Origin of the sequence: Glaciibacter superstes DSM 21135 (assembly GCF_000421145.1) — a bacterium.
GTDB lineage: Bacteria > Actinomycetota > Actinomycetes > Actinomycetales > Microbacteriaceae > Cryobacterium > Cryobacterium superstes.
In genome coordinates this window covers 94,093-120,080 of record NZ_ATWH01000001.1, presented here as the reverse complement: position 1 = coordinate 120,080, position 25,988 = coordinate 94,093, and the positions used below count along the sequence as shown (strand labels likewise).

Sequence of the window (25,988 nt, the reverse complement as noted above, 5' to 3'; positions counted from 1 at the left end):
ACGCGCGCGGTAGCCTGTGAGCACCATGAACGTCAAGAAGCTGCTGCGCGGACCCATCCTTTACATTGTGCTTGCCGTCATCGCCGTGTGGATCGGGTCGAGCCTGATCACCATGTCGGGATTCCGTGAGGTCTCCACCCAGGAAGGGCTCGGGTTCCTCAAAGACGGGAAGGTCGCCGAGGCCACCATCGTCGACGGCGAGCAACGCGTCGACCTGAAACTCGCCAAGGCCGACAAGGAATACGGCGAGCAGGTGCAGTTCTACTACGTCGCGCCGCGTGGCACCGAAGTCGTCGAAGCCGTGACGAATGCCTCGCCGAAAGACGGGTACACCGACGAGGTTCCCCAGGACAACTGGTTCCTCTCCATGCTCGGGTTCCTGCTTCCGCTGCTGCTGATCGGCGCGTTCTTCTGGTTTATGCTCTCCGGCATGCAGGGCGGCGGCAACAAGGTCATGCAGTTCGGCAAGTCCAAGGCGAAACTGGTCACCAAGGAAACTCCACAGGTGACGTTCGCGGATGTCGCCGGTGCAGACGAGGCGATCGAAGAACTTCACGAGATCAAGGACTTCCTTCAGGAGCCGGCCAGGTTCCAGGCGGTCGGAGCGCGCATTCCAAAGGGTGTGCTGCTGTACGGCCCTCCCGGAACCGGTAAGACCCTGCTCGCGCGCGCCGTCGCCGGTGAAGCCAACGTTCCGTTCTATTCCATTTCCGGTTCCGACTTCGTCGAGATGTTCGTTGGTGTCGGTGCCAGCCGTGTTCGCGACCTGTTCCAGCAGGCCAAGGAGAACTCGCCCGCCATCATCTTCGTCGACGAGATCGATGCCGTCGGCCGTCACCGCGGCGCCGGCATGGGCGGCGGACACGATGAGCGCGAACAGACGCTCAACCAGCTGTTGGTCGAAATGGACGGCTTCGACGTCAAGACGAACGTCATCCTGATCGCCGCCACCAACCGCCCTGACATCCTCGACCCCGCACTGCTGCGTCCCGGCCGCTTCGACCGCCAGATCGGCGTCGACGCCCCCGACATGCTCGGCCGCAAGAAGATCCTTGAGGTGCACTCGAAGGGCAAGCCGATGGCGCACGGCGTCGACCTCGAAGTGCTCGCCCGCAAGACCCCCGGGTTCACCGGAGCAGACCTGGCCAACGTGCTGAACGAGGCCGCGCTGCTGACCGCACGCTCGAACGCGCAGCTGATCGACAACCGCGCACTCGATGAGGCGGTCGACCGCGTCATGGCCGGTCCGCAGAAGCGCACCCGCGTCATGCGTGACAAGGAGAAGCTGATCACCGCCTACCACGAGGGTGGTCACGCGCTCGTGGCGTCGGCGATGAACAACACCGACCCGGTCACCAAGATCACAATCCTGCCTCGCGGCCGCGCCCTCGGGTACACGATGGTCATGCCGCTCGAAGACCGCTACTCGGTCTCGCGCAACGAGCTCCTCGATCAGCTTGCCTACGCCATGGGTGGGCGCGTCGCAGAAGAGATCATCTTCCACGACCCGACCACCGGCGCATCGAACGACATCGAGAAGGCCACCGGTACCGCCCGGAAGATGGTCACTGAGTTCGGCATGAGCGCAACCGTCGGCCCGCTGAAGCTGGGCCAGTCCTCCGGCGAGGTATTCCTCGGTCGCGACATGGGACACCAGCGCGACTACTCCGAAAGACTCGCAGAGCGCGTCGACACCGAGGTGCGCGAGCTCCTCGAGGCCGCTCACGATGAGGCCTACGAAGTTCTGAACAAGAACCGCGCGATGCTCGACCGACTGGCCGCCGAACTGCTCGAGCACGAGACTCTCGACCAGCACGCCCTGGCAGACCTCTTCAAGGACATCGAGAAGCTGCCGCCGCGTGCGCAGTGGCTCTCCAGCGAGAACCGCCCGGTTTCCGACCTGCCCCCGATCGAGATGCCGGCGCCGAAAGCGCCCATCGACGAGGGAGCGGTCGACGGCGGAATCTCCAGTGGAGGAGCGGAAGAGAAGCCGAAGCGCGCACCAGCCCGCAACCCGCGGCCGGCGACCGCTTAGGCGAGCGCGTGGCAGTCGACCAGGCGCGCATCGAAGCAGCCGTTGCCGAGCTACTCGCTGCGATCGGCGAAGACCCCGGTCGGCCAGGACTCGAGTCGACCCCGCGGCGCGTGGCCGAGGCGTATGCGGAGTTCTTCGGAGGGCTCGAGGCTGACCCGCTCGATGAGCTTCGGGGCACCGTTCCGGTCGGCGATCACACCGGCGAACTGGTGCTGCTGCGCGACATTGCCTTCCGGTCGATGTGCGAGCACCACCTGCTGCCGTTCCTCGGCACGGCACACGTCGCCTATCTCCCGAACGACCGAGTGGTCGGTCTCGGCCGACTGCCTGCCGTCATCGAGACCCTCGCCGCCCGACCGCAGATGCAGGAACGCCTCACCGAAGAGATCGCAGACGCACTCCAGACCGGTCTTGAGCCGCTGGGAGTACTCGTGGTACTCGACGCCGTGCACGGCTGCGTCGTGTCACGCGGGTCGCGACAGAGATCCAGTTCAACGGTCACGATGGCGACCCGCGGGGCATACACCGACCCGGTCGCCAGGGCAGAGGTGATGACGCTGATCGGTGCTGGACTGAGTGCCGACAACCGGAGCGCCGAAAGCGGGAGTGCCGACGCTCGCGGCGGCGGTGCGACCAGCTCGACTGGGTCCCCGTCATGACGCTGATCATGGGCGTGCTGAACGTCACCCCTGACTCTTTCAGCGACGGCGGCAGTTGGGCTTCGACGGATGCCGCGATCGAGCACGCGCTCGAATTGCACGAGCAGGGAGCAGACATCATCGACGTCGGCGGTGAGTCCACCAGGCCGGGTGCGACGCGGGTGTCGCCCGCCGACGAGCAAGCGCGCGTGCTGCCGGTCATCACGGAACTCGCCAGGCAGGGCATCGTCGTGAGTGTCGACACCCTCAACTCCGAAACGGCCCTCGCTGCGACGAAGGCAGGCGCGACCATCATCAACGACGTCTCTGGCGGCCTCGCCGACCCGGCCATGGCATCCGTCGTCGCCGCAACCGGGCTGACCTATATCGCCATGCACTGGCGGGGACACGCCCACGAGATGGACGCGCTTGCCGTCTACGACGATGTGGTCGCAGAGGTGCGGAACGAGCTGGCCGCCAGGGTCGACGCGCTCAGCGCTGCCGGAATCTCGCGCGAACAGCTCGTGCTCGACCCCGGGCTGGGGTTTGCCAAGAACGCCGGTCACAACTGGAGAGTGCTCGCCCATCTCGGCGCGTTCGACGAACTCGGCCTCCCGGTCATGGTCGGGGCGTCCCGAAAGCGATTCCTGGCCGACGTGCTTCCGGTGGGTGCGACGCTGGCTGATCGTGACCTGCCGACGGCGGTGGTCAGCGTGCTCGCAGCGCAGGCCGGTGCCTGGGCGGTTCGGGTGCATGACGTGGCGGCAACCCGAACCGCGCTCGCCGTGGTGAACGAAGTGGAATCGGCACGCGCCGCAGAGTCCGCAGAGTCCGCAGAGTCCGCGAGAATGGAACCATGACCAGCGACCTCGGCACGCAGCCGATCAGTACCGATGCCGTCAGCAACGACTCGATCAGTAACGACTCGATCACCCTCACCGGGCTGCGAGTCAACGCGCACCACGGTGTCTATGACTTCGAGCGTGAGAACGGCCAGGACTTCGTGATCGACGTCACCGTCTGGCTCGACCTCGCGGGGCCCGCCGGCAGTGACGACGTCGCAGAGACCATCCACTACGGTGAGCTCGCCATTGAGGTCGCCGACGCCGTGCGCCGTGACCCCGTCGACCTGATCGAAACGGTCGCTGAGCGCATCGCCGCGGTTGTACTCGCCCACGCTGCGGCCCAGCGGGTGCAAGTCACCGTGCACAAGCCGCAGGCGCCCATCGAGGTGCCGTTCACGGATGTCGCGGTGCAGATCGTACGCGATCGTGCCGTACAGGGTCGTGCCGTATGCGATCGTGCCGGTCAGGGTCGGGCATGAGTCCGATCCCTAAACCCAACGTGCGGATGGCACCAGCCTCGGCTCCTGCCCCGTCGCAGCCCGCCCGGCCGCTGCCCGCCCGGCCGCTGCCCGCCCGGCCGCTGCCGCAGCCGCCTGGGGGGTCACAAAGTGCTCGCCATGCGGCCGAAACGCAGCCGGCCGAAACGGCGCGTATTGCGTCCTTTCACGCCGACGATCAGGGCACGGATGCCGTGCTCGCGCTCGGCAGCAACCTCGGCGACCGCGAACGCACCCTTGCCGACGCTGTGCGGAACATCGCCGAGCTCGCCGGCCTCGAGCTCACCGGCGTCTCCGCGGTCTTCGAATCGGCTGCCGTGAAACTCACCGGCGTCGATCACGATGCCCCCGCCTACCTCAACATGGTGGTCACCGTGCGCTACCAGGGCGAACCCGACGCGCTACTCGACGCGGTCAATGGCATCGAGAACCAGCACGGCCGCGTTCGCACCGAACGCTGGGGCGACCGCACCCTTGACATCGACATCGTGAGCTTTGGCGATATCGTGCAGAATGACGACCGACTCACGCTCACGCTCCCGCACCCGCGGGCCGCCGAGCGCGACTTCGTTCTCGCGCCGTGGCTCCAGCTCGACCCAGACGCCGCGCTTACCGGCCGAGGCCCGGTCGCCGACCTGCTCGGCCAGATCGAGAACACCGTTACCCCGCACACGCCGGCAACCGTGCCGACAGCACCCGCGGCGTCAGCGCACCCTGCGTCGGCGCACCCGGCGTCAGCAAACCCGGAGTCGACCAGTGGCGGTGGCCGATGAAGCGCTCGCATCCGACACCACTCATCGCGATTGGGCTTCTGGGGCTCGTGGTCGGTTTCCTGCTCGAACTCGCGGCCGCAGCATCCGGTGCCCCTATTTTTGTGCCGCCAGTGACGTTGCCGGTCACGCTCCTGGCAATTGGCGTGATCGTTGTGCTTTTCGCGTGGCCGATCCGGCAGATGACCAAGAGCAGCGGCAAGAGGCGGATCGACCCGTTCGTTGCCATGCGGATCGCCGTGCTGGCGAAGGCCTGCAGTCTCGCAGGGATGCTGCTTTTCGGCGCAGCGCTCGGCATCGTGGCGTACATCCTCACCAGGTCGGTGGTGCCGGCAGTAGCATCGTTATGGTTGGCGATCGGTGCTGCGCTCGGAGCAGCGGCGCTTCTCGCCGGGGGCTTGGTTGCGGAGCACTTCTGCACGCTGCCGCCCGATGATGACAACCAGGAGCCGGGAGAAGCACGTGTCTGAACAGAACAGTGCTGAACAGAACAGTGCTGAACAGAACAGTGCTGGGCAGCAGACCCAAGCCGACGGGCGCCTCAACCTGCCGAACGTCGGCGAGTGGAAGCGCGTTTCTCCGAAGTATCTGGTCGTCGAGATTGTCGGAACCATTATCTTCACGCTCGTCGTCGCAGCGATCACCTGCGTCATGTGGCTGGTCTGGGATCAGCTATGGGCCGCCTGGGTGGGCGGGGCGATCGTGCTCATCTGCCTCGTGACGGTGGTGCTCGAGCCTCGCCGCGTGCGTTCGATCGGCTATCAGCTGCGTGCAGATGACCTGCTCTTTCGGCGCGGCATCATGTTCCAGCGGTTTGTGTCCGTGCCATACGGACGGATGCAGCTGGTCGACATCACGCGCGGTCCGGTTGCGCGCTGGCTCGGCCTCGCCGATCTCAAATTTGTTACGGCGGCCGCATCGACTGGTGTGTCGATCCCCGGCTTGCCGGAATCCGAGGCCGATGGTCTTCGCGACCGACTCGTCGAACTGGCCGAAAGCCGCCGGGCGGGACTGTGAGCCAGGAGCCCGCACCCGGGCAGTCCGACGTTCCTCCCGACGGCACACCGCCGGCGGGCGCGATGACGCGGCTCCCCGAGTCATCACTCGCAGATGGTGAATGGCACCGGTTGCACCCGGCTACGCCGTTGCTACGCGGCGGCATCTTCGTGTTCGCCATCCTCGGCTTCGTGATCGCGAACCTGCGCGAGCGACTGCTTGAGTTCTTCTTCAACGTGCCTCGCTACGGCGGCGACCCGATCGACCGCATCTACGAGAGCGGCACTGTCGGCTGGGTGCTACTCGCCATCGCCGCGGTGCTTGTGCTCATCCTGGTCGCCTTCTACTTCGGCTGGCGCATGCACACCTTCCGAGTGAATAAGGAAGCGGTCGAGGTGCGAAGCGGGCTGCTTTTCCGGTCGAACCGCAAGGCGCGGCTCGACCGAATCCAGGGCGTCAACATCGTGCGTTCGCTGATCCCCCGCCTGATCGGCGCGGCAAAACTCGAAGTCAGCGTCGCCGGTCAGGATGCGAACGTGCAGCTCGCCTACCTGAAATCGTCGCTGGCGGATGACCTGCGCCGTGACATCCTGCGACTCGCCTCTGGCGCCAGACGGCCGGATGACTCGGCAACAGTCCGTGGGCAGGCCGGCAGCCAGATCGGCACCGGGCAGGCAGGTGCCGCGCAGGTCGGCGCCGACCAGACAATCGCCGACCAGACAATCGCCGACGGTTCCGTCGCGCCAGACGCAGTTGGCGCCGGCGAACCCAACGCCACCGGAGGCAGGGTCGCGGCAGCGGCATCCGGAATCGGTGGATTCGCCACCGACCGTGTGCACGACTTCCTGGCCCCTGAACTCGACCCAGACGCAGCTCCGCCGGAGTCCGTCGTCACGATCCCGCCGGCCAGACTGATCGGCTCGATAGTGTTCAGCGGCTTCACGGTGTTTGTGGTCCTCGCCGTCATCGGGCTGGTCATCGCCTTCTCCACGGGCGCCACCGGCTGGATCCTGTTCGCCATCTTCCCCGGCGTTATCGCCAGCATCGGTTACTACATCTCCCGCTTCACGAAGTCGCTGCGATACAGCATTGCCGGCACCACTGACGGTGTGCGCGTCGGTTTCGGGCTGCTCTCAACGAGCAATGAGACGCTCCCGCCCGGACGCATCCACGCCATCCAGGTTTCCCAGCCGCTGATCTGGCGGCCATTCGGCTGGTGGCAGATCCGCATCAACAAGGCCGGTCACTCGACCAACCAGGGCGCGGCCGGGCAGGCCTCGACGACCACCCTCCCGGTCGGCACTCGCGCCGACGTCGGCAAGGTGCTTGAGCTGATCCTCCCCGAGTACGGCGGCCAGGCGCAGCAATCGTTGATCGAACGCGGCATGATCTCACCGGGCGGCGACGACGGCTTCACCAATGCCCCGCGCCGTGCGATCTGGCTGCGCCCGTTCACCTGGCGCCGCACCGGCTACACGGTCTCTGACGGGGTGGCGGTGCTTCGTCGCGGCGTCATCTCCCGCGACCTGATCCTGGTTCCGCTGGCGAGGCTGCAAAGCGTCGGCATCGAGCAGGGTCCCATCCAACGGATGCTGCGGCTCGCCTCCGCGCGCCTGCACACGGTTACCGGACCGGTCAGCGCGTCGCTCAGCGTCGTCGACGTCGATGAGGCTTCGCGCCTGCTCGAGCGCGTGAGTGCCGGCGCCGTCGAGTCGGCGAACCTCGACACCAGCCATCGCTGGAATGGGTACGCTGCCGCCGTTCCTACGGCATCCGACGAGCCGGTGCCTGACGAACGGCCGACACCGTGACCGCGCGGCCGGGGCGCCTGGGCGTCGGAATCGTGGGAGCCGGCCGGGTCGGCCCGATCCTCGGTGCCGCTCTCGCGGGAGCCGGCCACGCCGTCATCGGAATCTCCGCCATCTCCCACGCGAGCCGAGATCGTGCAGAGGCAATCCTCCCTGCGGTGCCCGTACTGACCGTGCCTCAGATCGTCGAGCGCAGCGAACTGGTGATCCTCGCCGTGCCAGACCACGAACTCGCCAGTCTGGTTGCCGGGCTCGCTGCCACCGGCACGTGGCGCCCAGGGCAGCTGGTTCTGCATACCTCTGCGCGGTTCGGAACGAGCGTGCTGGCACCCGCCCTTGCCGGTGGCGCCATTCCCCTCGCCATTCATCCGGCGATGACGTTCACCGGCACAAGCATGGATCTCCCGCGGCTGGCGGCCAGCTATTTCGCCGTCACAGCGCCCACCCCGGTGCTTCCCATCGGCCAGGCGCTCGTTGTCGAGATGGGGGGCGAGCCGGTGATCGTCGCCGAAGAAGATCGCGAGAGTTACGCCGAAGCCATCGAGACAGCGACCGCGTTCTCCTCCTCGATCATCGAACAGGCCTCCGCAATCCTCGAGCGCATCGGCGTTGAGAGCCCGGGCGCCGTGATCGGGCCACTGGTGCGTTCCGCCATGGAAGACGCTCTTTCCCGCGCCAGCCCGGATGCCATCGACCTGTCCCTCCTCGCTGACCTGGCCGAAACCGGCGGCGCCGGCGAAACCCCTCCTGTGCACCCGACCGACCCGGAGAACCAGTGACCGACCTGCACTCAACCCCCGCTGCGCACGCTGCGCATTCAAACCGAGCCCGCGGCAACGGCGCGCCACCCAACGGCACGCTCGAGAACAGCATCGATGCGCGCCCCGACGTCGTGACCACCATCGCCGGGCTGCGCGACCAACTTTGCCTCGCCCGGCAGCACTCTGCCGCGGTCGGCGGCGACGTGAACGTCATCCTGGTGCCGACGATGGGCGCACTCCATGACGGCCACCTCGCTCTGGTCAAGCGCGCCAGAGAACTCGGTGACATCGTCGTCGTGTCGATCTTCGTGAACCCGCTGCAGTTCAATGCAGGCGAAGATCTCGGCACCTACCCGAGAACGCTCGAATCCGACGTCGAAGCGCTCGCCGTGCTGGGCGTGTCGCTGGTCTTCGCGCCGAGCGCTCGAGAGATGTACCCAGGCGGAAAGACGGAGACCAGGGTCTCCGCCGGTCACGTCGGAACACTCTACGAAGGTGCGGCCCGCCCCGATCACTTCGACGGGATGCTCACGGTTGTCGCGAAACTCCTGAACATCGTCACCCCTGACGTGGTGATGTTCGGCCAGAAGGACGCCCAGCAGGTCTTCCTCGTGCAGCGCATGGCCACCGAGCTCAACCTGGAGGTGTCGGTCGAGGTCGTCGAGACCGTACGCGAACCAGGTGGGCTCGCGCTCTCCAGCCGGAACACGTACCTCGACGATGCGCAGCGCGAGGGCGCACGCGCCTTATCCGCCGGTCTCGTGGCCGCGGCATCCGTCGCCTCGAACGGTGCGAATGCTGCCATCGAAGCGGCACGCGCACTGATCGCTCAGCAACCGTTGGTTAAGCTGGACTATCTCGAAGCCGTCGACCCGGCGACATTCCTGCCGGTCGAAGGCGACCATCGCGGGCCGGCCAGGATGCTGGTGGCCGCGACCGTCGGTACCACAAGGCTGATCGACAACGCCGAACTCGACCTCACCCCAGCAGCAGCAGCACCTCACGAATAACCAGTCCACAGCAACTAGCCCCAACACGAACCGGAACCGACGGCAGTGTCCGCTCGATTCCGGCCAACGGAGAAGTATGACCGAGAATCACGACGCACCAGCCCTGGCTCCCGACCTCGGTGCGGTCAGCGCTGCGACGGAGGCAGAGGCCTCTGCTCAATCTGAAGACTCTGCGCAATCCGAAGAATCCGAGCAGAAGACGGTGCGGCTGGCTAAGCGCGACAGACTGAACGCCTCTGCCGCCAACCCTGGTGGTGGGGCGTACCCGGTGTCGGTGCCCGTGACGGACACCATTCCCGCGGTGCGCGAGCGGTTCAGCGACCTCGAGACCGATTCCACCACTGGAGTCACGGTGGGGCTGGCCGGCAGGGTGGTGCACCTGCGCAACACCGGAAAGCTCTGCTTCGCGAGCCTGCAGGCCGGCGACGGCAGTCGCATCCAGGCCATGGTGTCGCTCGGAGAAGTGGGCGAGGAGTCCCTCGGTCGGTGGAAGGATCTCGTAGACCTCGGCGACCACCTCTTCGTCTCCGGTGAGGTCATCTCCTCACGTCGCGGCGAGCTGTCGGTCATGGTCAGCGAATGGCAGATCGCCGCGAAGGCGATCCTTCCGCTCCCCAACCTGCACACCGAGCTCAGCGAAGAAACCCGGGTTCGAAGCCGGTACCTCGACCTGATCGCGCGCGATCAGGCACGCCGCAACGTCATCGCGCGCTCGCACGCCGTCGCGAGCCTGCGGTCGACCTTCACCGGTCTCGGGTTCCTCGAGATCGAAACGCCGATGTTGCAGGTCATGCATGGCGGGGCATCCGCTCGCCCGTTCGCCACCCACAGCAACGCCTTCGACACCGAGCTGTACCTGCGCATTGCGCCGGAGCTGTTTCTCAAGCGCGCCGTCGTCGGCGGTATTGACCGGGTGTACGAGATCAACCGCAACTTCCGCAACGAGGGCGCAGACTCCACCCACTCGCCCGAGTTCGCGATGCTTGAGGCATACGAGGCCTACGGCGACTACAACTCGATCGCCGACCTGACCCAGAAGCTGATCCAGGATGCCGCGCTCGCGGTCTCTGGGTCGCATACGGTGACCTGGGCAGACGGCACGGAGTACGACCTGGGCGGTGAGTGGGATCGGATCAGCATGTACGACAGTCTGAACGCAGCCGCCGACACCGCCTTCACCCCGGAGACTCCGCTGGCCGAGCTCAGTGCGCTCGCCGATCGTGAGGGGCTCGAGATCGATCACCCGATCCACGGCAAGTACGTCGAGGAACTGTGGGAGCACTTCGTGAAGGGCGACCTGGTGCGCCCGACCTTCGTCATGGACTTCCCGCTCGACACCAGCCCGCTGGTGCGCGGGCACCGCTCCATCGACGGCGTCGTCGAGAAGTGGGACCTCTACATCCGCGGCTTCGAACTCGGCACCGGTTACTCCGAGCTGGTCGACCCTGTTGTGCAGCGCGAACGGTTCGTCGAGCAGGCGAGACTGGCCGCCGGGGGAGACCCCGAGGCGATGCGCCTCGATGAGGAGTTCCTGAAGGCGCTGGAATACGGCATGCCCCCCACCGGCGGTATGGGTATGGGAATCGACCGGTTGCTGATGGCCCTGACCGGCCTGGGCATCCGTGAGACGATCCTGTTCCCCCTGGTCAAGTAGGCCGTGATGAGCTTTCTCCCGAAGGATGAACTCGAGCCGGGCAACCCGAAGAAAAACGGCAAGGATGGCAAGCAGGGCCCGTCGACGACGCGCATCGTGATGTGGGTGGTCACTCTCGGGATCGCGCTGTACTTCATCGGCACCGGGCTCTACGGCATCCTCACCAACTAGCTGCCCACGCGCCTCACCAACATGCCACGCCTGAGCGCCTTGCCAGCCGCGCGCTGTGTCAGCCATGCGCTGCGTAGGAGATTCTGCGCGTTGGATGGATCGCGCTCTCACGCGAGACTTTTCCTACTCTGAGTCGCTTCCTCCACAGACGGCTCACGTCGACGCTTTCCACAATTGTGGGCAGGCTGAGCCTGGCCAACACCGCATCCGGACAGAATCGTCGGATGCTGCGCATAATTGGCCACGACATGATCCGCTTCGGCAACCTGGCTCGGCGTTCGCAACTGTGTGAGCTTGGCTATTCACGGAGCGATCTCGGGCGCCTCATTGTCGACCGGAAGCTCTTCCCCATCGGTCGGACTTGGCTGGCCCACCCTGGAGCGAGCCCCTCGGCACTGCGTTCGGCCGCACTCGGCGGACGGCTCGCAGCAGCGTCAGCGCTCGCCGACCACGGAGTGTGGGTCACCCGCACCGCAGGTCTGTGGGTCGGTATGCCGCAGCATTCCCCGCGCACCGACCCGCTCCGCTCAGGTGAACACCGATTGTGGGTGCGCGAACGCTTTCCCAACCACAGCGACAGAAACTGGCGGATGTCTGTCGCCGACTCGCTCGTGCAGTTCGCGAGGATCGGAGAAGAAGCAGATGTGATCGCCTCCTTCGACAGCGCGCTGAACAAGGGTTTGCTGAGACCTGCGCAACTGGCTGAGCTCTTCGACGTTCTCCCGCGACGCTTGCGCCGGCTCAAGTCCCGAGTTCGAGGAAACGCACAGTCGGGACTGGAGACGCTCCTCCGTGTCGCCGCTGAGGCGGAAGGATGGAACGTGCAGATACAGGTGCACGTGACGCGTGTCGGCCACGTCGATGTCTTGATCGATGGCTGGCTCGTGATCGAACTCGACAGCGCCGAGTGGCACGACGAGGAAGCCGACAGGGACGAAGACACCAGTCGGGATGCGGAGCTCATCCTCCTGGGATATCGCTGGCACCGATTTCGCTACAAGCAGGTTCTCGAGCGGATGCCGCTGTGCATCGAGGTCATCCGCACCATTCTCGCGAGCGGCCGACCTGTCGCCGTGCGATAGCCGGCGATCGCCCGCCCGGTCGCGCTACGGAGGATGGATTGTGCATCCGTGCTCGAACGGAGGACGGATCCCGCTCTCATGAGTGCTACTTCCTCCATTGGCGACCGGCGCAGAGCAGCTGGGCGGCGCAGCGCGCGAATACCGCGTATCCTATGTAAGTTATGGACAACTTCTGGGCTAACGCGTTGTGGTCGCTGGCGCCGACCGTCCTGGTCGGGCTGATCTTCTGGATGATCATGCGCTCGATCCTGCGTGCTGACCGCACCGAACGGAAGGTCTATGCCCGCATGGAAGCCGAAGAGCGCGCACGTCTCGGGCTTGAGGCGCACATCGACAAACCGGTTACCTAGACCGAATGACCGGCATCGATGTCACGGCCATCATCATCCTGGTCGCGCTACTCGTTGACTTTGTCATCCGCATCGTCGCAATCATCGTCGTCCCTCGCAACCGACGCCCCACCTCTGGTCTGGCCTGGCTGCTGACGATCTTCTTCGTGCCGTTCCTCGGCGCGCTGCTGTTCCTGCTCATCGGCTTCCGCACGCTGCCGAAACGACGCCTCGAGATGCAGGACGAAATTAACGAGTTCATCCTCGACAGCACAGAGGGCATGGAGCGCGTGCGCCGCGACCACCCGTGGCCGCCGTGGCTGGAATCGGTCGTCGAACTCAACCGTAACCTCGGTGCGATGCCGCTCGTCGGCGACAACTCAGCCACGCTCCTCGGCGATTACACCGGAACCTTCGACGCGATGATCGCGGACATCGATACCGCTCGCAAGTACGTACACGTCGAGTTCTACATCCTCTCGCTCGACAAGACCACCGGCCCGTTCTTCGACGCACTGGAGCGTGCGGTCAAGCGCGGCGTGACGGTGAGGGTTCTCCTCGACCACATCCAGTCGATGCGTAAACCTGGATACCGCAAGACGCTCCGCCGGCTGACGAAGTCGGGTGTGAAGTGGGAACTGATGCTCCCGCTGCAGCCGTTCAAGGGCAAATGGCAGCGCCCAGACCTGCGCAACCACCGCAAGCTCCTCATTGTCGACGGCGCCGTCGGCTTCATGGGGTCGCAGAACATCATCGACCGCACGTACAACATGAAGTCCAACATCCGTCGCGGCCTGAAATGGAAAGACCTGATGACCCGCGTCGAAGGTCCGATCGTCGCCGGACTCAACGCCATCTTCATCACCGACTGGTACAGCGAGACAGACGAGCTGCTCACCCGCGACATCGAGCCGATGCACCCGAAAGAGATTCCGAACGCCCTCGACTGCCAAATCGTGCCGAGTGGGCCGGGTTTCAAGGGCGAGAACAACCTGCGATTGTTCCTGGCGCTGTTGTACTACGCCCAGGAGCGCATCATCATCACCAGCCCGTACTTCGTGCCAGACGAGTCGATCATGTACGCGATCACCACGGCGACCCAGCGCGGGCTGCACGTCGAACTCTTCGTCTCCGAGATCGGCGACCAGCCGCTTGTCTATCACGCGCAGCGCTCCTACTACGAGGAACTGCTGCGTGCCGGCGTCAAGATCTACATGTACAAGGCGCCGTACATCCTGCACGCCAAGCACTTCACGATCGACGATGACATCGCCGTGATCGGTTCGAGCAACATGGACATGCGCTCGTTCAGCCTCAACTTCGAGGTGTCGCTGATGGTGCGCGGGCAGACGTTCGTGGCCGACCTTCGCCGCGTCGAAGACGGCTATCGCGCAGACAGCCGTGAGCTCACCCTCGACGAGTGGATGCGCCAGCCGTTGCGCTCGACGATCCTCGACAACCTCGCTCGGCTCACCTCGGCTGTTCAATAGCGCTGCAGGTGAAAGACGCCGCCTCGCCGGGGATGCTCCCGCACCCGTGACCGCGGGTCGGACAGACTGCATACGTGCTGCACTTCCGGATCATCGTGCCCTCCGACCTCAGTGCGGAGGTGCTGGCCTCCCTTCAGGGTGACCGGTCAGTCACAAATCTGATCGTGATGACGGATGCCGCGGTGAGCCCGAGCGGAGACGTTCTGCTTTTCGACGTGGCGAGGGAAGGGGTCGATCCCCTCCTCGATGTCTTGCGCGAGATGGGTGTCGAAAAACGAGGCTCTATCGCCGTGGAAGAGGTCAACTACTCGTTCTCTGATGCAGCAGAGAAAGCAGAGAAGGCGTCGCCGGGGATCGGTGATGATGCCGTGATCTGGGAAGGCGTCGAGCAGCGCAGCGGAGAGGAGACCCGCCTGTCGGTTTCCTATGTGGTGCTCATGTGCGTTGCGACGATGATCGCAGGGGTCGGGGTGCTCTTCGACCAGCCGATCCTCATCGTCGGGGCGATGGTCGTCGGCCCGGACTTCGGCCCGGTCGCCGCCCTCTGTGTCGGCATCGTGCGCCGCCGCCCTCGTATCGTGGGTAGCGCACTCCTCGCGCTCGTCGTCGGGTTCGGGGCGGGAATCGCGGCGACCGTCGTGTCGACGCTCGTGTTGCAGTGGGCGGGGGTCGCAGACGACTCTTTGCTCACAGGCGAACGCCCGAACCTCGACTTCATCTGGATACCGGATGGAACGTCTTGGTTCGTCGGAGCGCTCGCCGGCATCGCCGGGGTTCTTTCGCTCACCACGACCAAGTCTGGCGGACTGGTCGGGGTGGCGATCTCGGTCACCACGATCCCGGCGGCGGCGAACGCTGCAGCCGCGATCGCCTTGGACGTCCAGTACGAGATCGTCGGCTCGCTCGCCCAGCTCGGCATCAACTTCGTGGCGATCCTGATCGGCGGCGTGCTGACGCTGATGGTGCAGCGGCTGGTGCGCCGGGTGCCAGCGGGCGATTCCCTGGTTCCGCCGAGGCGGTAGGCAGGGTCAGGTCCGTTCAGCTGGAGTCCGGTGTCCGGCGGCGTCAGGCAGTGAGATGACGGATGCCGCGGTGTGCGACGGGATCGCGGGAGAACGTCAGTCGCGGGGCTTCAGCCGTACGTTCGGCAGCACGGGAGCGGGCAGCGGTGCCCCAACGTAGCCGCTGACGGCGCCGAATCGGCCGGCGGAATCCGTTGCCTCGATCACCTCTGACTGCCAGGCGGCGCGGTAGGCGACCACCTCGTCGTGGGTGCGGCCGATGAAGTTCCACCACATCACGATCTGCTCGCCGAGTGGTTCGCCACCGATCAGCAGTAGTCGTGCGGGCGCATCGCCGCTTGCCACCTCAAGTTGCACGGCACCGGTCGGGCGGTAGCCGATTGCGTGTTCTGGTACCGCCTCGCCATCCAGGCTGACGGTGCCGGTGTCGACGAGTATCCCGTGTTCGAAGGAAACATCGACGGGGATCACGACGGTGGTGTTCGCTCGCAGATCGAGCTGAGCACCGACGAGCGGGCTGAACGTGGTGGCGGGGGAGTGCTGCCCGAGCAGGCTGCCGAGAAAGACGCTCACTCTGGTGCTGCCGTACTCGATCACCGGCGGCACGTAGCGTTCGAAAAAGGGCGCGGTATGACGGTGACGGTCAGGGAGGGCGGTCCAGAGCTGGGCGCCGTGCAAAACGGATGCTGCGCCGGTGGAGACCTCTGAGTGCTGGATGCCGGCACCCGCGGTCATCAGGTTCAGCTCGCCGGGTCGCACAAGCGCATGCGACCCGGTTGAATCCCGGTGCTCAATCTCGCCGGCGAACAGCCAGCTCACGGTCTGCAGGCCGGTGTGCGGATGCGGCGGAACGTTCATTCCAGGACCGGTCATGTCATCCGGACCGTAGTGGTCCACGAAGCACCAGGCGCCGATGAGGGAGCGGGTGCGCTGGGGGAGTGTGCGCCTCACCGTCATGGCGCGTGGGCCGCCGAGTGGAACGTCTCGGGGAAGGAGGATCTGCACGCCGCCTGAACGTGAAGATTCCGGTTCGTCAACGGAGAGCTGCTCGCGGGGTTCGGTCTCAAGATTGCTCACGCCAGCAGCCTAGCCGTGACGGCCGTTTCGCGCCTTTCGTGTTCCTCGTGGCCCTCGAGGATGGCTTTCGGATCAGTCAGCGGCAGTAGCTCGCCCACAATCGCCTCTCCTGCCCAGAGTCGCCGGTCCTCCAGCGATTCTGAGCGCAAACGGCGATTCGCGATGAACGGGCTCGCTAGAACGGGGGAGTTCTCGCCGCCGCGAGGGTGATTTCGGCGGCGGTGGCGGTGCGGGCGTCGTGCGGCCGCGGTGCAGAACTGTCAGGATCTAACGCGTGGACATCCTGACGAACTCGCCGGAGATCTTTCCCCTCATGCGTGGCGGCGGCGCGTTCCTCGCGGTCATCGGCCTCGGCATCCTGGTCGGCGCGTTCGGCAGTCGCAAGTGGCGCATCGTCTGGCTGATTGCGGGAGCTGCGGCCGGCATCCTGATCATGGCGGTCGGGGGAGCGACGAAGCTGATCTTCGCCGGCCTGCCGTCTCCGGCGATCTGGCAGTGGGTGGTGCTCGGGCTGGCGTTCCTGGTCGAGGGCTACCTGGTCAGCGTGGTGGTGCGGAAGTTCCCCGACCTGGACTCCCGCGATTTCTGGATGTGGATGCTGTTCATCGTCGGCGCCCACTTCCTTATTCTCGGCGCGAGCCACGGACTCATCTGTGCTCTGCTCGCCGTGGTATGCATGGTCAACGCGTGGATCGGGTTGCGCTCGAAGCAGGTCGACTTCCGGGTCTTCTGGGCGATCGACGGCGTGCTCAAGATCATCGCAGGTGCCGTCATGGTGCTGGTCAGTTGCGTCGCCTAGCGCCGCCAACTCGCGGGACAGCTCGACAGCCGCGCCACGCCATCCACAATCGCCATTTGCTCCCAGAAACGCCCGCCCTTCGGCGATCACGGGCGCAATCGGCGACACGCGCCGCTCGTCAGGCGACATCCTCGTCGACGCCACGGTCGGCAGAGCAGAGCGGGCGCGCGCCAGAACTGTCACGCCGCCAGCGAACAGAGGCATGGATCCCAGCATTCGCTGGTTACTCTCTTTGTATCGGCGTCATAACTTGCCCTGGCGCCAAGGGAGTAATCACATGTTTGAGAGATTTACCGACAGAGCTCGCCGCGTTGTCGTTTTGGCCCAGGAAGAGGCCAAGATGCTCAACCACAACTACATCGGTACTGAGCACATTTTGCTCGGGCTGATCCACGAGGGTGAGGGCGTCGCCGCGAAGGCGCTCGAGTCGCTCGGCATCTCGCTCGACGCTGTGCGCGAGCAGGTGCAAGACATCATCGGCCAGGGTCAGCAGCAGCCGACGGGTCACATCCCGTTCACCCCGCGCGCCAAGAAGGTGCTCGAGCTGAGCCTCCGCGAGGCGCTGCAGCTCGGCCACAACTACATCGGTACAGAGCACATCCTCCTCGGCCTGATCCGCGAGGGTGAAGGCGTTGCCGCCCAGGTGCTGATCAAGCTCGGCGCAGACCTCAACAAGGTGCGCCAGCAGGTCATCCAGCTGCTCTCCGGCTACCAGGGCAAGGAGCAGGTGCAGGTCGGCGCGAACGAGCAGACCGGCACACAGGCTGGCAGCCAGATCCTCGACCAGTTCGGCCGCAACCTCACCCAGGCCGCCCGCGACAGCAAGCTCGACCCGGTCATCGGGCGCGAGAAGGAGATCGAGCGGGTCATGCAGATCCTCTCCCGCCGCTCCAAGAACAACCCCGTGCTGATCGGCGAGCCCGGCGTCGGCAAGACCGCCGTCGTCGAGGGCCTGGCGCAGGCCATCGTCAAGGGCGATGTGCCGGAGACGCTGAAGGACAAGCAGCTCTACTCGCTCGACCTCGGTTCGCTCATCGCCGGCAGCCGCTACCGCGGTGACTTCGAAGAGCGACTGAAGAAGGTCACCAAGGAGATCCGCACCCGTGGAGACATCATCGTCTTCATCGACGAGATCCACACCCTCGTCGGAGCCGGTGCGGCCGAGGGCGCAATCGACGCTGCCAGCATCCTGAAGCCGTTGCTGGCCCGCGGTGAACTGCAGACCATCGGTGCGACCACGATCGACGAATACCGCAAGCACTTCGAGAAGGATGCCGCGCTCGAGCGCCGGTTCCAGCCGATCCAGGTCGCTGAGCCGTCGCTGCCACACACCATCAACATCCTCAAGGGGCTGCGTGACCGGTACGAGGCCCACCACAAGGTGTCAATCACGGATGGCGCGCTGGTTGCAGCCGCAAATCTCGCCGACCGCTACGTGTCAGACCGGTTCCTGCCTGACAAGGCGATCGACCTGATCGACGAGGCGGGCGCCCGCCTGCGCCTGTCGATCCTGTCGAGCCCGCCCGAGCTGCGCGAGTTCGACGAGAAGATCGCCGTGGTGCGCGCTGCCAAGGAAACCGCGATCGAAGACCAGGACTTCGAGAAGGCCGCCAGCCTGCGCGACGAGGAGAAGACCCTCCTCGGCGAGCGACTGCGCCTCGAGAAGCAGTGGAAGTCCGGCGATGTCAAGACCACAGCGGTCGTCGACGAAGGACTGATCGCCGAGGTGTTGGCGCAGGCCACCGGCATCCCCGTCTTCAAGCTCACCGAGGAGGAGTCGAGTCGACTCGTCTTCATGGAGAAGTCCCTGCACCAGCGTGTCATCGGTCAGGAAGAGGCCATTTCGGCGCTTGCCAAGACCATCCGGCGCACCCGTGCCGGCCTGAAGGACCCGAAGCGCCCGAGCGGTTCGTTCGTGTTTGCCGGCCCCACCGGCGTCGGCAAGACCGAGCTGGCCAAGGCGCTCGCCGAGTTCCTCTTTGACGACGAGGCCGCCATGATCTCGCTCGACATGAGTGAGTATGGCGAGAAGCACACCGTCTCACGCTTGTTCGGTGCCCCTCCAGGGTTCGTCGGCTTCGAAGAAGGCGGCCAGCTCACCGAGAAGGTGCGCCGCAAGCCGTTCAGCGTTGTGCTGTTCGACGAGATCGAGAAGGCCCACCCCGACATTTTCAACTCGCTCCTCCAGATTCTGGAAGAGGGCCGGTTGACGGATGGCCAGGGTCGCGTCGTCGACTTCAAGAACACCGTGATCATCATGACCACGAACCTCGGCACCAAGGACATCAGCGGCGGCCCCGTCGGATTCCAGCTCGAGGGTGACTCGTCGACCGGCTACGACCGGATGCGAGGCAAGGTAAACGAGGAGCTGAAGAAGCACTTCAAGCCCGAGTTCCTGAACCGTGTCGATGAGATCATCGTGTTCCCGCAGCTGTCGAAGCCCGAACTGCTGCAGATCGTCGACCTGTTCATCAAGCGACTGAGCGAGCGGATGCTCGACCGCGACATGACCGTCGAGTTGACGAAGCCCGCCAAGGAGCACCTGATCGAGGTCGGCTTCGATCCGACGCTCGGTGCCCGCCCGCTGCGTCGCGCGATCCAGCGCGAGGTGGAGGACGGCCTGTCGGAGAAGATCCTGCACGGCGAACTGAACGCCGGCGACCACGTGCTCGTCGACTTCCAGAACGGCGAACTCGTCTTCACGACGACGGCACGCGAGCACGCTGTGTCGGTCGGCGTCAACGCGACGGCTGCGATCGGCACCGGTGCGGTGACGCCCGACCTCGCCGTCAGCGGCGAGTAGCTCCAGACGCATCACACGAAAGGGCCCGGCGGTCACCCGCCGGGCCCTTTCGCGTTCGCTCACCTACCGGGATGCGAGCCAGGTGGCGCCGATCAGGATCACCGCAATGACGACCGCAAGCTCAACGAACACGATCGCCGCCCGAACGATGCGGCGCCGGCTGACCGTCCCTTTGCGAAAAGAGGAACGCGACATCCGGTCAAAGTTCGGGAGAACCGACTGAAGAGGCGGATCGGACGGATCGGATGCTCGCCGTACGGACGCATCCGTCGTTTCCTGATCGCCATCCTGCGCCTGAACCATGCTGCCAGTCTCCCCTCTCGGTGCGTGGCATTCAACCGCCCCCAACCATTCGACGGAGATTTTGCTCGAATCGGGCGATATCGGCCAGAGATCGGCCCGATCTACGAAAATCTCCGTCGAACGGTATCCCTAGACTGGTGGTTTCGAGCAAAACAGCGACACGAGAGAGGCGCAGCACGTGAACCAGCAGGAGGCGGGTGTTCCGCAGTACACGGTGCGCCGCGCGCGCACCAGCGATGTTTCGGGCATCAAACAACTGGTCGAACCCCTCGTGCAGCAACGAATCCTGCTCGGCAAGGAGACTGTCGTCTTCTACGAGGCCGTTCAGGAGTTTCGGGTGGCAACGGATGCCGCCGGCCGACTGGTCGGCTGCGGCGCCCTGCACGTGATGTGGGAAGACCTGGGCGAGGTGCGCACTCTCGCGGTGGCGCAAGAATGGCTGGGGAGGGGCGTCGGGCACACGCTGCTCGACCACCTCGAGTCCGATGCGCTCGACCTCGGCCTCAGCCGACTCTTCTGCCTCACTTTCGAGGTGCCATTCTTCACCAGGCACGGCTTCGAAGACATGGGATCGGAGACGGTCGACCCGACGGTATACGCCGAACTTGTTCGCTCGACTGACGACGGTGTTGCGGAGTTCCTCGACCTGGCCCGGGTGAAACAGAACACGCTCGGCAACACCCGCATGGTCAAACGACTGGCCTGACCGGCTGCGCTGAGCAAACGTAGGGTACCCGAAGGGGTGCCGCTCATGTGGGGGTAGTTTGCGCGTCTACTGCTCATCTGAGCAGCGACCACAAGTTTCCTCCCCGTTCACTTCTGCGACCCCTGAATGGTGGCTAGCCTCTCTAACGTTGCCATCATCGCCGATAGTAAATTCACGAGGAGAACTATGTCACCCGCCTCCCGAAGCCGTTCCAAGCTGGCTTTTGCTTCCCTCATCGGAATGGGCCTCGCCCTCGCTCCGATCGTCGCTCTTCCCGCCCAGGCCAGCACCGACGGCACCGGCATCGTCATCAATGAGGCGTATCTGAATGGTGGTAGCTCGGGCGCCACCTTCCTGAACAAGTTCGTCGAGCTCTACAATCCGACCGATGCTGACATCGACCTCGGTGGGATGTCACTCCAGTACCGCTCGGCCGGTGGAACAGCGAATCCGACCGGAGTGCTGCCGCTGGCTGGAACGATTGCCGCCGGAGCACACTTCCTCGTGCAGGGGACCTCGAACGCTGCAAACGGCGCGGCACTCCCGACACCAGACGCGACACTCACTTTCTCCTTCTCAGGCAGTGCCGGAACTCTCTTCCTGGCCAGCCAGCCGGACGCCCTGGCCGCCCCCGCCGTCGGTTCCCTGGTCGGCGCCGACGGCGTCGTGGACGTGCTCGGTTATGGAACGTCGAACACCTTTGAGGGCGTCGTCGCCTCCGCCGCATCGGTCACAACATCCCTGAACCGCACTGACGCCGTCGACACCGACAACAACGGTGCAGACTTCACGCTCTCCGAAACGATCACCCCCACCAACGCCGCCGGTGAGACTTCCGAACCGGTTGACCCGCCCGTTGACCCACCGGTCGACCCGCCCACCGACACCACGGCCATCGCCGACATCCAGGGCGCGGGCGACGCGAGCCCCCTCGTAGACAAGGCAGTGAAGACGGTCGGTGTTGTCACCGCCAACTATCCGACAGGCGGCTTCAACGGCTTCTACATCCAGACCCCAGGCACGGGTGGCGCGATCGACGCCTCCCACGTGGCATCCGATGGCATCTTCGTTTACGCGGGTTCGCTTGCCACGACTGTCGCTGTCGGCGACTACGTCGAGGTGACCGGAACGGTCGTCGAGTTCTACGGCATGACCGAGATCAACCTTGCTGCCGCCACCGGCGTGGTGCCGATCGAAGAGTCGGTCACGGCGCCGGCACCCGCCGTCACCGGTCTGCCGGCAGCGGCCGCCGAACGTGAGGCGCTCGAGGGCATGCTTGTCGCACCCCAGGGCGACTTCACCGTCACCGACAACTACAACACCAACAAGTACGGTGAGATCGGCCTCGCGGCCGGCACCAGCCCCCTGATCAACCCGACGGTCATCGCCGAGCCTGGCGCGCCGGCCATCGAGGCCGCCGCCGCGAACGCGACCCTCGCCGTCACGCTCGACGACGGAGCCACTACCAACTTCCTGAAAGACCCGTCCACCCAGGCCTTGCCACTGCCGTACCTGTCGACGACCAATCCGGTTCGTGTCGGTGCAGCGGTGACATTCACCCAGCCGGTGATCTTCGACTACCGCAACGACACCTGGAAGTACCAGCCGACCACCGAGCTGGTTGCAGACAACGCCGCAACGGTGCAGCCTGCCACCTTTGAGAACACCCGCACGGCGGCGCCAGAAGCCGTGGGCGGCGACATCCGTCTCGCCTCGTTCAATGTGCTGAATTACTTCTCCACCACCGGTGATGAGCTCGCCGGCTGCACCTATTACGCAGACCGTGCCGGTGACCCGGTCGGCGTTCGCGGGGGCTGCGACGCCCGGGGCGCGGCAGAAGAAGAAGACCTGCAGCGCCAGCAGGACAAGATCGTCACGGCGCTCAACGCCCTCGACTCCCAGGTTGTCTCGCTCGAGGAGATCGAGAACTCGGCGTACTTCGACAAGGACCGCGACCAGGCCCTCTCCGATCTCGTCGACGCATTGAACGCAGACGCGGGCAGTGACGTCTGGGCGTTCGTGCCGTCGCCGGCCGCACTGCCGGCAAGCGAAGACGTCATCCGCACCGCGTTCATCTACCAGCCCAACTCCGTGGAGACGGTCGGAGACTCGACCATCCTCGATGACCCGAACGCCTTCAGCAACGCCCGCCAGCCGCTTGCTCAGGCCTTCCAGCTGGTCGGCGATGACGACAGCAGCTTCCTCGCGATCGCCAACCACTTCAAGTCGAAGGGTTCTGGTTCAGGGGAAGACGCCGACACGGGCGACGGCCAGGGTGCGTCGAACGCCTCGCGGGTCAAGCAGGCCACGGCACTTGTTGCTTTCGCAGACAAGCTGAAGACCGACACCGGCATCGACCGCGTCTTCCTCACTGGCGACTTCAACGCCTACGACAAGGAAGACCCGATCGACATCATCACGGCGGCGGGCTACGTCAGCCAGGAAGCCAAGAGCGGCGAGTACACCTACGCGTACGGAGGGTCGGTCGGTTCGCTCGACCACGTTTTCGCTTCGCCGGAGGCAGACGCCACGGTGACGGATGTCGACGTCTGGAACATCAACTCCGTGGAATCCGTCGCGCTGGAGTACAGCCGCCACAACTACAACGCCACCGACTTCTATGTGGCTGACCAGTTCCGTTCGTCTGACCACGACCCGGTTCTCGTCGGGCTCGAGCTGGACGGTGTCGCTGACCCGGTTGACATCACCCTGTTGAACATCAACGACTTCCACGGTCGGATCGACGACAATACCGTCAAGTTCGCCGGAACCATCGAGCAGCTTCGCGCAGCCGGTGGCGAGGACAACACCCTCTTCGTCTCCAGCGGTGACAACATCGGTGCGTCGCTGTTCGCCTCTGCGTCGCAGCTCGACGCACCAACGATCGACGTGCTGAATGCACTCGAGTTGAAGGCTTCGGCGGTCGGCAACCACGAGTTCGACCAGGGTCTGGCCGATCTCACTGGTCGGGTGTCAGAGCGAGCAACGTTCGACTACCTCGGCGCGAACGTCTACGAGAAAGACACGACGACCCCCGCCCTGCAGGAGTACGCGCTCTTCGAGGTCGACGGTGTCACGGTCGGCGTGATCGGCGCCGTCACCGAGGAGACGCCGTCACTGGTCACCCCGACCGGTATCTCCACCCTCGACTTCGGCAACCCGGTCGAAGCCGTCAACCGGGTCGCTGCCCAGCTGACCGACGGCGACGAGAACAACGGCGAGGCCGACGTCATCGTGGCCGAGTACCACGAGGGCGCAGGCGCAGGCACCCCTGACGGTGCGACCCTCGAGCAGGAGCTCGCCCTCACGGACAGCGCCTTCGCCCAGATCGTCACCGAGACCTCTGCAGAGGTCGACGCGATCTTCACCGGCCACACGCACAAGCAGTACGCCTGGAGCGCACAGGTTCCCGGAGCAGCCGACGGCGTCACCCGCCCGGTACTGCAGACGGGCAGCTATGGCGAGAACATCGGTCACGTCACGCTCAGCTATGACGCGGCATCCGGTGCCACCACGACGGTCACCAACGAGAACGTGGCCAGACTGGCCGCGGACATCCCCGACGGCGCGACCGACGAGCAGGCCGATGAGATCAACGCGGCGTACGATGCCGAACTCGTTGCGACCTACCCGCGCGTCGCCGAGGTGAAGACGATCGTGGATGCCGCGCTCGCCGCGGCAGAGGAGATCGGCTCCCAGCCGATCGGCTCCGTCACCGCCGATATCACGCGGGCATGCACCAACGATGTCGCGCCGTGCGCTGACGACCGTTCGGCGCCATCCACGATGGGCACCCTGGTGGCAAACTCCTTGCGCGAGTCGTTGTCAGACCCGAACGCAGGCGGTGCCGAAATCGGAATCGTCAACCCGGGTGGAATGCGAACCGACCTGCTGCTCGCGGCATCGGAAGGCGAACAGGAAGACGGCATCGTCACCTACGCGGAGGCGAACGCAGTACTGCCGTTCCTGAACAACCTGTGGACCACAACGCTCACCGGCACTCAGTTCAAGACTGTTCTCGAGCAGCAGTGGCAGACCAACGAAGACGGCACCATCCCCAGTCGTCCGTACCTGCAACTCGGTCTCTCCGACAACGTGAACTACACATTCGACGCGAGCCGGCCCGCCGGCGACCGGATCACCAGCATCTGGGTCGACGGCGTGCAGATCGACCCGGCGAAGGACTACCGCATCGGTTCGTTCAACTTCCTGCTCACCGGAGGCGACAACTTCCGCGAGTTCACCAACGGCACCAACACGCGTGACTCCGGTTTCGTCGACCGTGACGCCTGGATCTCGTACATCACAGAGCACAGCCCGCTGTCGCCGTCATTCGCGGCCGCCCAGGCTTCCGTGACCGGCGCCCCGGAAGGTGCGGTCGCCCCCGGGGATTCGGTGACGCTGAATGTGTCGTCGCTGAACCTCACTTCGCTCGGGTCGCCGAAGAACACGGAGCTCAGCTTGGTGTGGCAGGGGAGTGCGGCGACTCTTCCCGCGGCATCCGTTGACCAGACCGGCGCAGCAACGGTCACCGTCACAGTGCCGGAAGACGCCCCGGCCGCCAGCGCGCTGGAGATGACGGCGACGGAGTCTGGCACGGTCGTGCGGGTTCCGTTCACGGTGAGCGATGCCACGGCGCCGGGCGAAGACCCGGTGGCGGTCGACGAAGGCGAGCTGACTGACGACCTGAAGGACGCGATCAGCACAGACAAGGCGTCATACCTGCCTGGCGGGGCGATCACGATCGATGTCGGAGCGCAGTACGCCGGCCAGTTCGTCTCGGTCTGGGTGCGTTCGACCCCGATCAACCTCGGCGGCTGGCTGCAGGTGAATGCGCAGGGCATGGTCAGCACGACGCTTCCGGCAGACCTGCCGGCCGGCATCCACCGCATCGTGGTGCAGGACGCAGACGGCAACGTGATCGGCTGGACCGAGATCGAGGTTCTGGCCGCACCGGTGACACCGGATGAGCCCGGTTCGAACCCCGCCGGTGAGACGCCTGGTGGTGGGCTCGCCCACACCGGTGCAGACGCGATGCCGTGGCTGGCGGGTAGCGGGTTGCTCCTGTTGCTGGGCGGCGCTCTTCTCTTCGCACGTCGCCGAGCTGCCGCCTTGAAGCAGTAGCCGGTCCGCACGGCCTGACGCCGGCATCCGTTGCCTGCAGAGTTCACTCTGCGGGCCGGGTGCCGGCG

General features: G+C 65.3%; 22 protein-coding genes. 20 read left to right on the top strand and 2 right to left on the bottom strand.

From position 1 onward, the window contains the following. Positions 1–25 precede the first annotated feature (25 nt). The 16 genes from ftsH (at position 26) to K323_RS0100550 (ending at position 15,108) form a co-directional block, all read left to right on the top strand. Positions 26–2,035 (top strand): ATP-dependent zinc metalloprotease FtsH, encoded by a 2,010-nt coding sequence (ftsH, locus tag K323_RS0100625; RefSeq protein ID WP_022883355.1) that lies wholly within the window; start codon positions 26–28, stop codon positions 2,033–2,035. 8 nt (positions 2,036–2,043) lie between these two features. After that, complete coding sequence (folE, locus tag K323_RS23440) at positions 2,044–2,694, top strand: GTP cyclohydrolase I FolE (RefSeq protein ID WP_022883354.1); 651 nt, start codon at positions 2,044–2,046, stop codon at positions 2,692–2,694. Then, positions 2,691–3,533, top strand: a complete 843-nt coding sequence (folP, locus tag K323_RS0100615; RefSeq protein WP_022883353.1) for a dihydropteroate synthase — start codon at positions 2,691–2,693, stop codon at positions 3,531–3,533. The genes folE and folP overlap by 4 nt, the downstream gene beginning before the upstream one ends. Further along, a complete protein-coding gene (gene folB / locus K323_RS23435) occupies positions 3,530–3,997 on the top strand; it encodes a dihydroneopterin aldolase (protein WP_084696955.1) in 468 nt (155 codons plus the stop codon). Before folP ends, folB begins: the two co-directional genes overlap by 4 nt. After that, positions 3,994–4,788, top strand: a complete 795-nt coding sequence (gene folK / locus K323_RS29250) for a 2-amino-4-hydroxy-6-hydroxymethyldihydropteridine diphosphokinase (RefSeq protein ID WP_245570883.1) — start codon at positions 3,994–3,996, stop codon at positions 4,786–4,788. Before folB ends, folK begins: the two co-directional genes overlap by 4 nt. Further along, the gene (locus K323_RS0100600; RefSeq protein ID WP_022883352.1) at positions 4,785–5,255 is read left to right on the top strand and encodes a DUF3180 domain-containing protein; all 471 of its coding nucleotides are present in this window, start codon (positions 4,785–4,787) and stop codon (positions 5,253–5,255) included. Before folK ends, K323_RS0100600 begins: the two co-directional genes overlap by 4 nt. Before the next feature lie 76 nt (positions 5,256–5,331). After that, complete coding sequence (locus K323_RS0100595; RefSeq protein WP_026851054.1) at positions 5,332–5,802, top strand: PH domain-containing protein; 471 nt, start codon at positions 5,332–5,334, stop codon at positions 5,800–5,802. After that, a complete protein-coding gene (locus K323_RS23425; RefSeq protein WP_022883350.1) occupies positions 5,799–7,592 on the top strand; it encodes a PH domain-containing protein in 1,794 nt (597 codons plus the stop codon). The genes K323_RS0100595 and K323_RS23425 overlap by 4 nt, the downstream gene beginning before the upstream one ends. Beyond that, entirely contained in the window at positions 7,589–8,368 is a 780-nt protein-coding gene (locus K323_RS0100585) for a Rossmann-like and DUF2520 domain-containing protein (RefSeq protein WP_022883349.1), read from the top strand. The genes K323_RS23425 and K323_RS0100585 overlap by 4 nt, the downstream gene beginning before the upstream one ends. Before the next feature lie 113 nt (positions 8,369–8,481). Further along, a complete protein-coding gene (gene panC / locus K323_RS0100580) occupies positions 8,482–9,360 on the top strand; it encodes a pantoate--beta-alanine ligase (protein ID WP_026851053.1) in 879 nt (292 codons plus the stop codon). 76 nt (positions 9,361–9,436) lie between these two features. Continuing rightward, positions 9,437–11,014: a lysine--tRNA ligase gene (lysS, locus tag K323_RS0100575; RefSeq protein WP_022883347.1), complete on the top strand. Its 1,578-nt coding sequence runs from the start codon at positions 9,437–9,439 to the stop codon at positions 11,012–11,014. Positions 11,015–11,020: 6 nt separating this feature from the next. Beyond that, on the top strand, positions 11,021–11,185 hold the full coding sequence (locus K323_RS29670; RefSeq protein WP_022883346.1) for a hypothetical protein: 165 nt from the start codon (positions 11,021–11,023) through the stop codon (positions 11,183–11,185). A 224-nt stretch (positions 11,186–11,409) separates the two neighbouring features. Continuing rightward, on the top strand, positions 11,410–12,267 hold the full coding sequence (locus tag K323_RS0100565) for an endonuclease domain-containing protein (protein WP_022883345.1): 858 nt from the start codon (positions 11,410–11,412) through the stop codon (positions 12,265–12,267). A gap of 161 nt (positions 12,268–12,428) precedes the next feature. Beyond that, positions 12,429–12,617, top strand: coding sequence for a hypothetical protein (locus K323_RS0100560; RefSeq protein WP_022883344.1), 189 nt, complete (start codon positions 12,429–12,431; stop codon positions 12,615–12,617). Between the two features lie 5 nt (positions 12,618–12,622). Beyond that, positions 12,623–14,086, top strand: coding sequence for a cardiolipin synthase (gene cls, locus K323_RS0100555; protein WP_022883343.1), 1,464 nt, complete (start codon positions 12,623–12,625; stop codon positions 14,084–14,086). Positions 14,087–14,160: 74 nt separating this feature from the next. Next, the gene (locus K323_RS0100550) at positions 14,161–15,108 is read left to right on the top strand and encodes a DUF389 domain-containing protein (protein WP_026851051.1); all 948 of its coding nucleotides are present in this window, start codon (positions 14,161–14,163) and stop codon (positions 15,106–15,108) included. A gap of 96 nt (positions 15,109–15,204) precedes the next feature. On the opposite strand, the gene K323_RS0100545 is transcribed toward K323_RS0100550, so the two are convergent. Beyond that, complete coding sequence (locus K323_RS0100545; RefSeq protein WP_022883342.1) at positions 15,205–16,185, bottom strand: pirin family protein; 981 nt, start codon at positions 16,183–16,185, stop codon at positions 15,205–15,207. Positions 16,186–16,459: 274 nt separating this feature from the next. Here K323_RS0100545 and K323_RS0100535 point away from each other — a divergent pair, with 274 nt between their 5' ends. Further along, positions 16,460–16,984, top strand: coding sequence for a DUF6609 family protein (locus K323_RS0100535; RefSeq protein WP_022883340.1), 525 nt, complete (start codon positions 16,460–16,462; stop codon positions 16,982–16,984). 277 nt (positions 16,985–17,261) lie between these two features. Beyond that, positions 17,262–19,787: an ATP-dependent Clp protease ATP-binding subunit gene (locus K323_RS0100530; protein ID WP_022883339.1), complete on the top strand. Its 2,526-nt coding sequence runs from the start codon at positions 17,262–17,264 to the stop codon at positions 19,785–19,787. Positions 19,788–19,850: 63 nt separating this feature from the next. On the opposite strand, the gene K323_RS0100525 is transcribed toward K323_RS0100530, so the two are convergent. Then, entirely contained in the window at positions 19,851–20,090 is a 240-nt protein-coding gene (locus K323_RS0100525; protein ID WP_022883338.1) for a hypothetical protein, read from the bottom strand. Positions 20,091–20,268: 178 nt separating this feature from the next. On the opposite strand from K323_RS0100525, the gene K323_RS0100520 reads away from it, so the two are divergent. Then, positions 20,269–20,796 (top strand): amino-acid N-acetyltransferase, encoded by a 528-nt coding sequence (locus K323_RS0100520; RefSeq protein ID WP_022883337.1) that lies wholly within the window; start codon positions 20,269–20,271, stop codon positions 20,794–20,796. A gap of 186 nt (positions 20,797–20,982) precedes the next feature. Further along, positions 20,983–25,920: an ExeM/NucH family extracellular endonuclease gene (locus K323_RS23420; protein ID WP_022883336.1), complete on the top strand. Its 4,938-nt coding sequence runs from the start codon at positions 20,983–20,985 to the stop codon at positions 25,918–25,920. Positions 25,921–25,988: the final 68 nt, after the last annotated feature.

Coding starts and splice junctions, on each gene's coding strand:
- ftsH (WP_022883355.1), top strand. CDS start 26: ATGAACGTCAAGAAGCTGCTGCGCGGACCCATCCTTTACATTGTGCTT.
- folP (WP_022883353.1), top strand. CDS start 2,691: ATGACGCTGATCATGGGCGTGCTGAACGTCACCCCTGACTCTTTCAGC.
- folB (WP_084696955.1), top strand. CDS start 3,530: ATGACCAGCGACCTCGGCACGCAGCCGATCAGTACCGATGCCGTCAGC.
- folK (WP_245570883.1), top strand. CDS start 3,994: ATGAGTCCGATCCCTAAACCCAACGTGCGGATGGCACCAGCCTCGGCT.
- K323_RS0100600 (WP_022883352.1), top strand. CDS start 4,785: ATGAAGCGCTCGCATCCGACACCACTCATCGCGATTGGGCTTCTGGGG.
- lysS (WP_022883347.1), top strand. CDS start 9,437: ATGACCGAGAATCACGACGCACCAGCCCTGGCTCCCGACCTCGGTGCG.
- K323_RS29670 (WP_022883346.1), top strand. CDS start 11,021: ATGAGCTTTCTCCCGAAGGATGAACTCGAGCCGGGCAACCCGAAGAAA.
- K323_RS0100565 (WP_022883345.1), top strand. CDS start 11,410: ATGCTGCGCATAATTGGCCACGACATGATCCGCTTCGGCAACCTGGCT.
- K323_RS0100560 (WP_022883344.1), top strand. CDS start 12,429: ATGGACAACTTCTGGGCTAACGCGTTGTGGTCGCTGGCGCCGACCGTC.
- cls (WP_022883343.1), top strand. CDS start 12,623: ATGACCGGCATCGATGTCACGGCCATCATCATCCTGGTCGCGCTACTC.
- K323_RS0100530 (WP_022883339.1), top strand. CDS start 17,262: ATGTTTGAGAGATTTACCGACAGAGCTCGCCGCGTTGTCGTTTTGGCC.
- K323_RS0100525 (WP_022883338.1), bottom strand. CDS start 20,090: ATGGTTCAGGCGCAGGATGGCGATCAGGAAACGACGGATGCGTCCGTA.
- K323_RS23420 (WP_022883336.1), top strand. CDS start 20,983: ATGTCACCCGCCTCCCGAAGCCGTTCCAAGCTGGCTTTTGCTTCCCTC.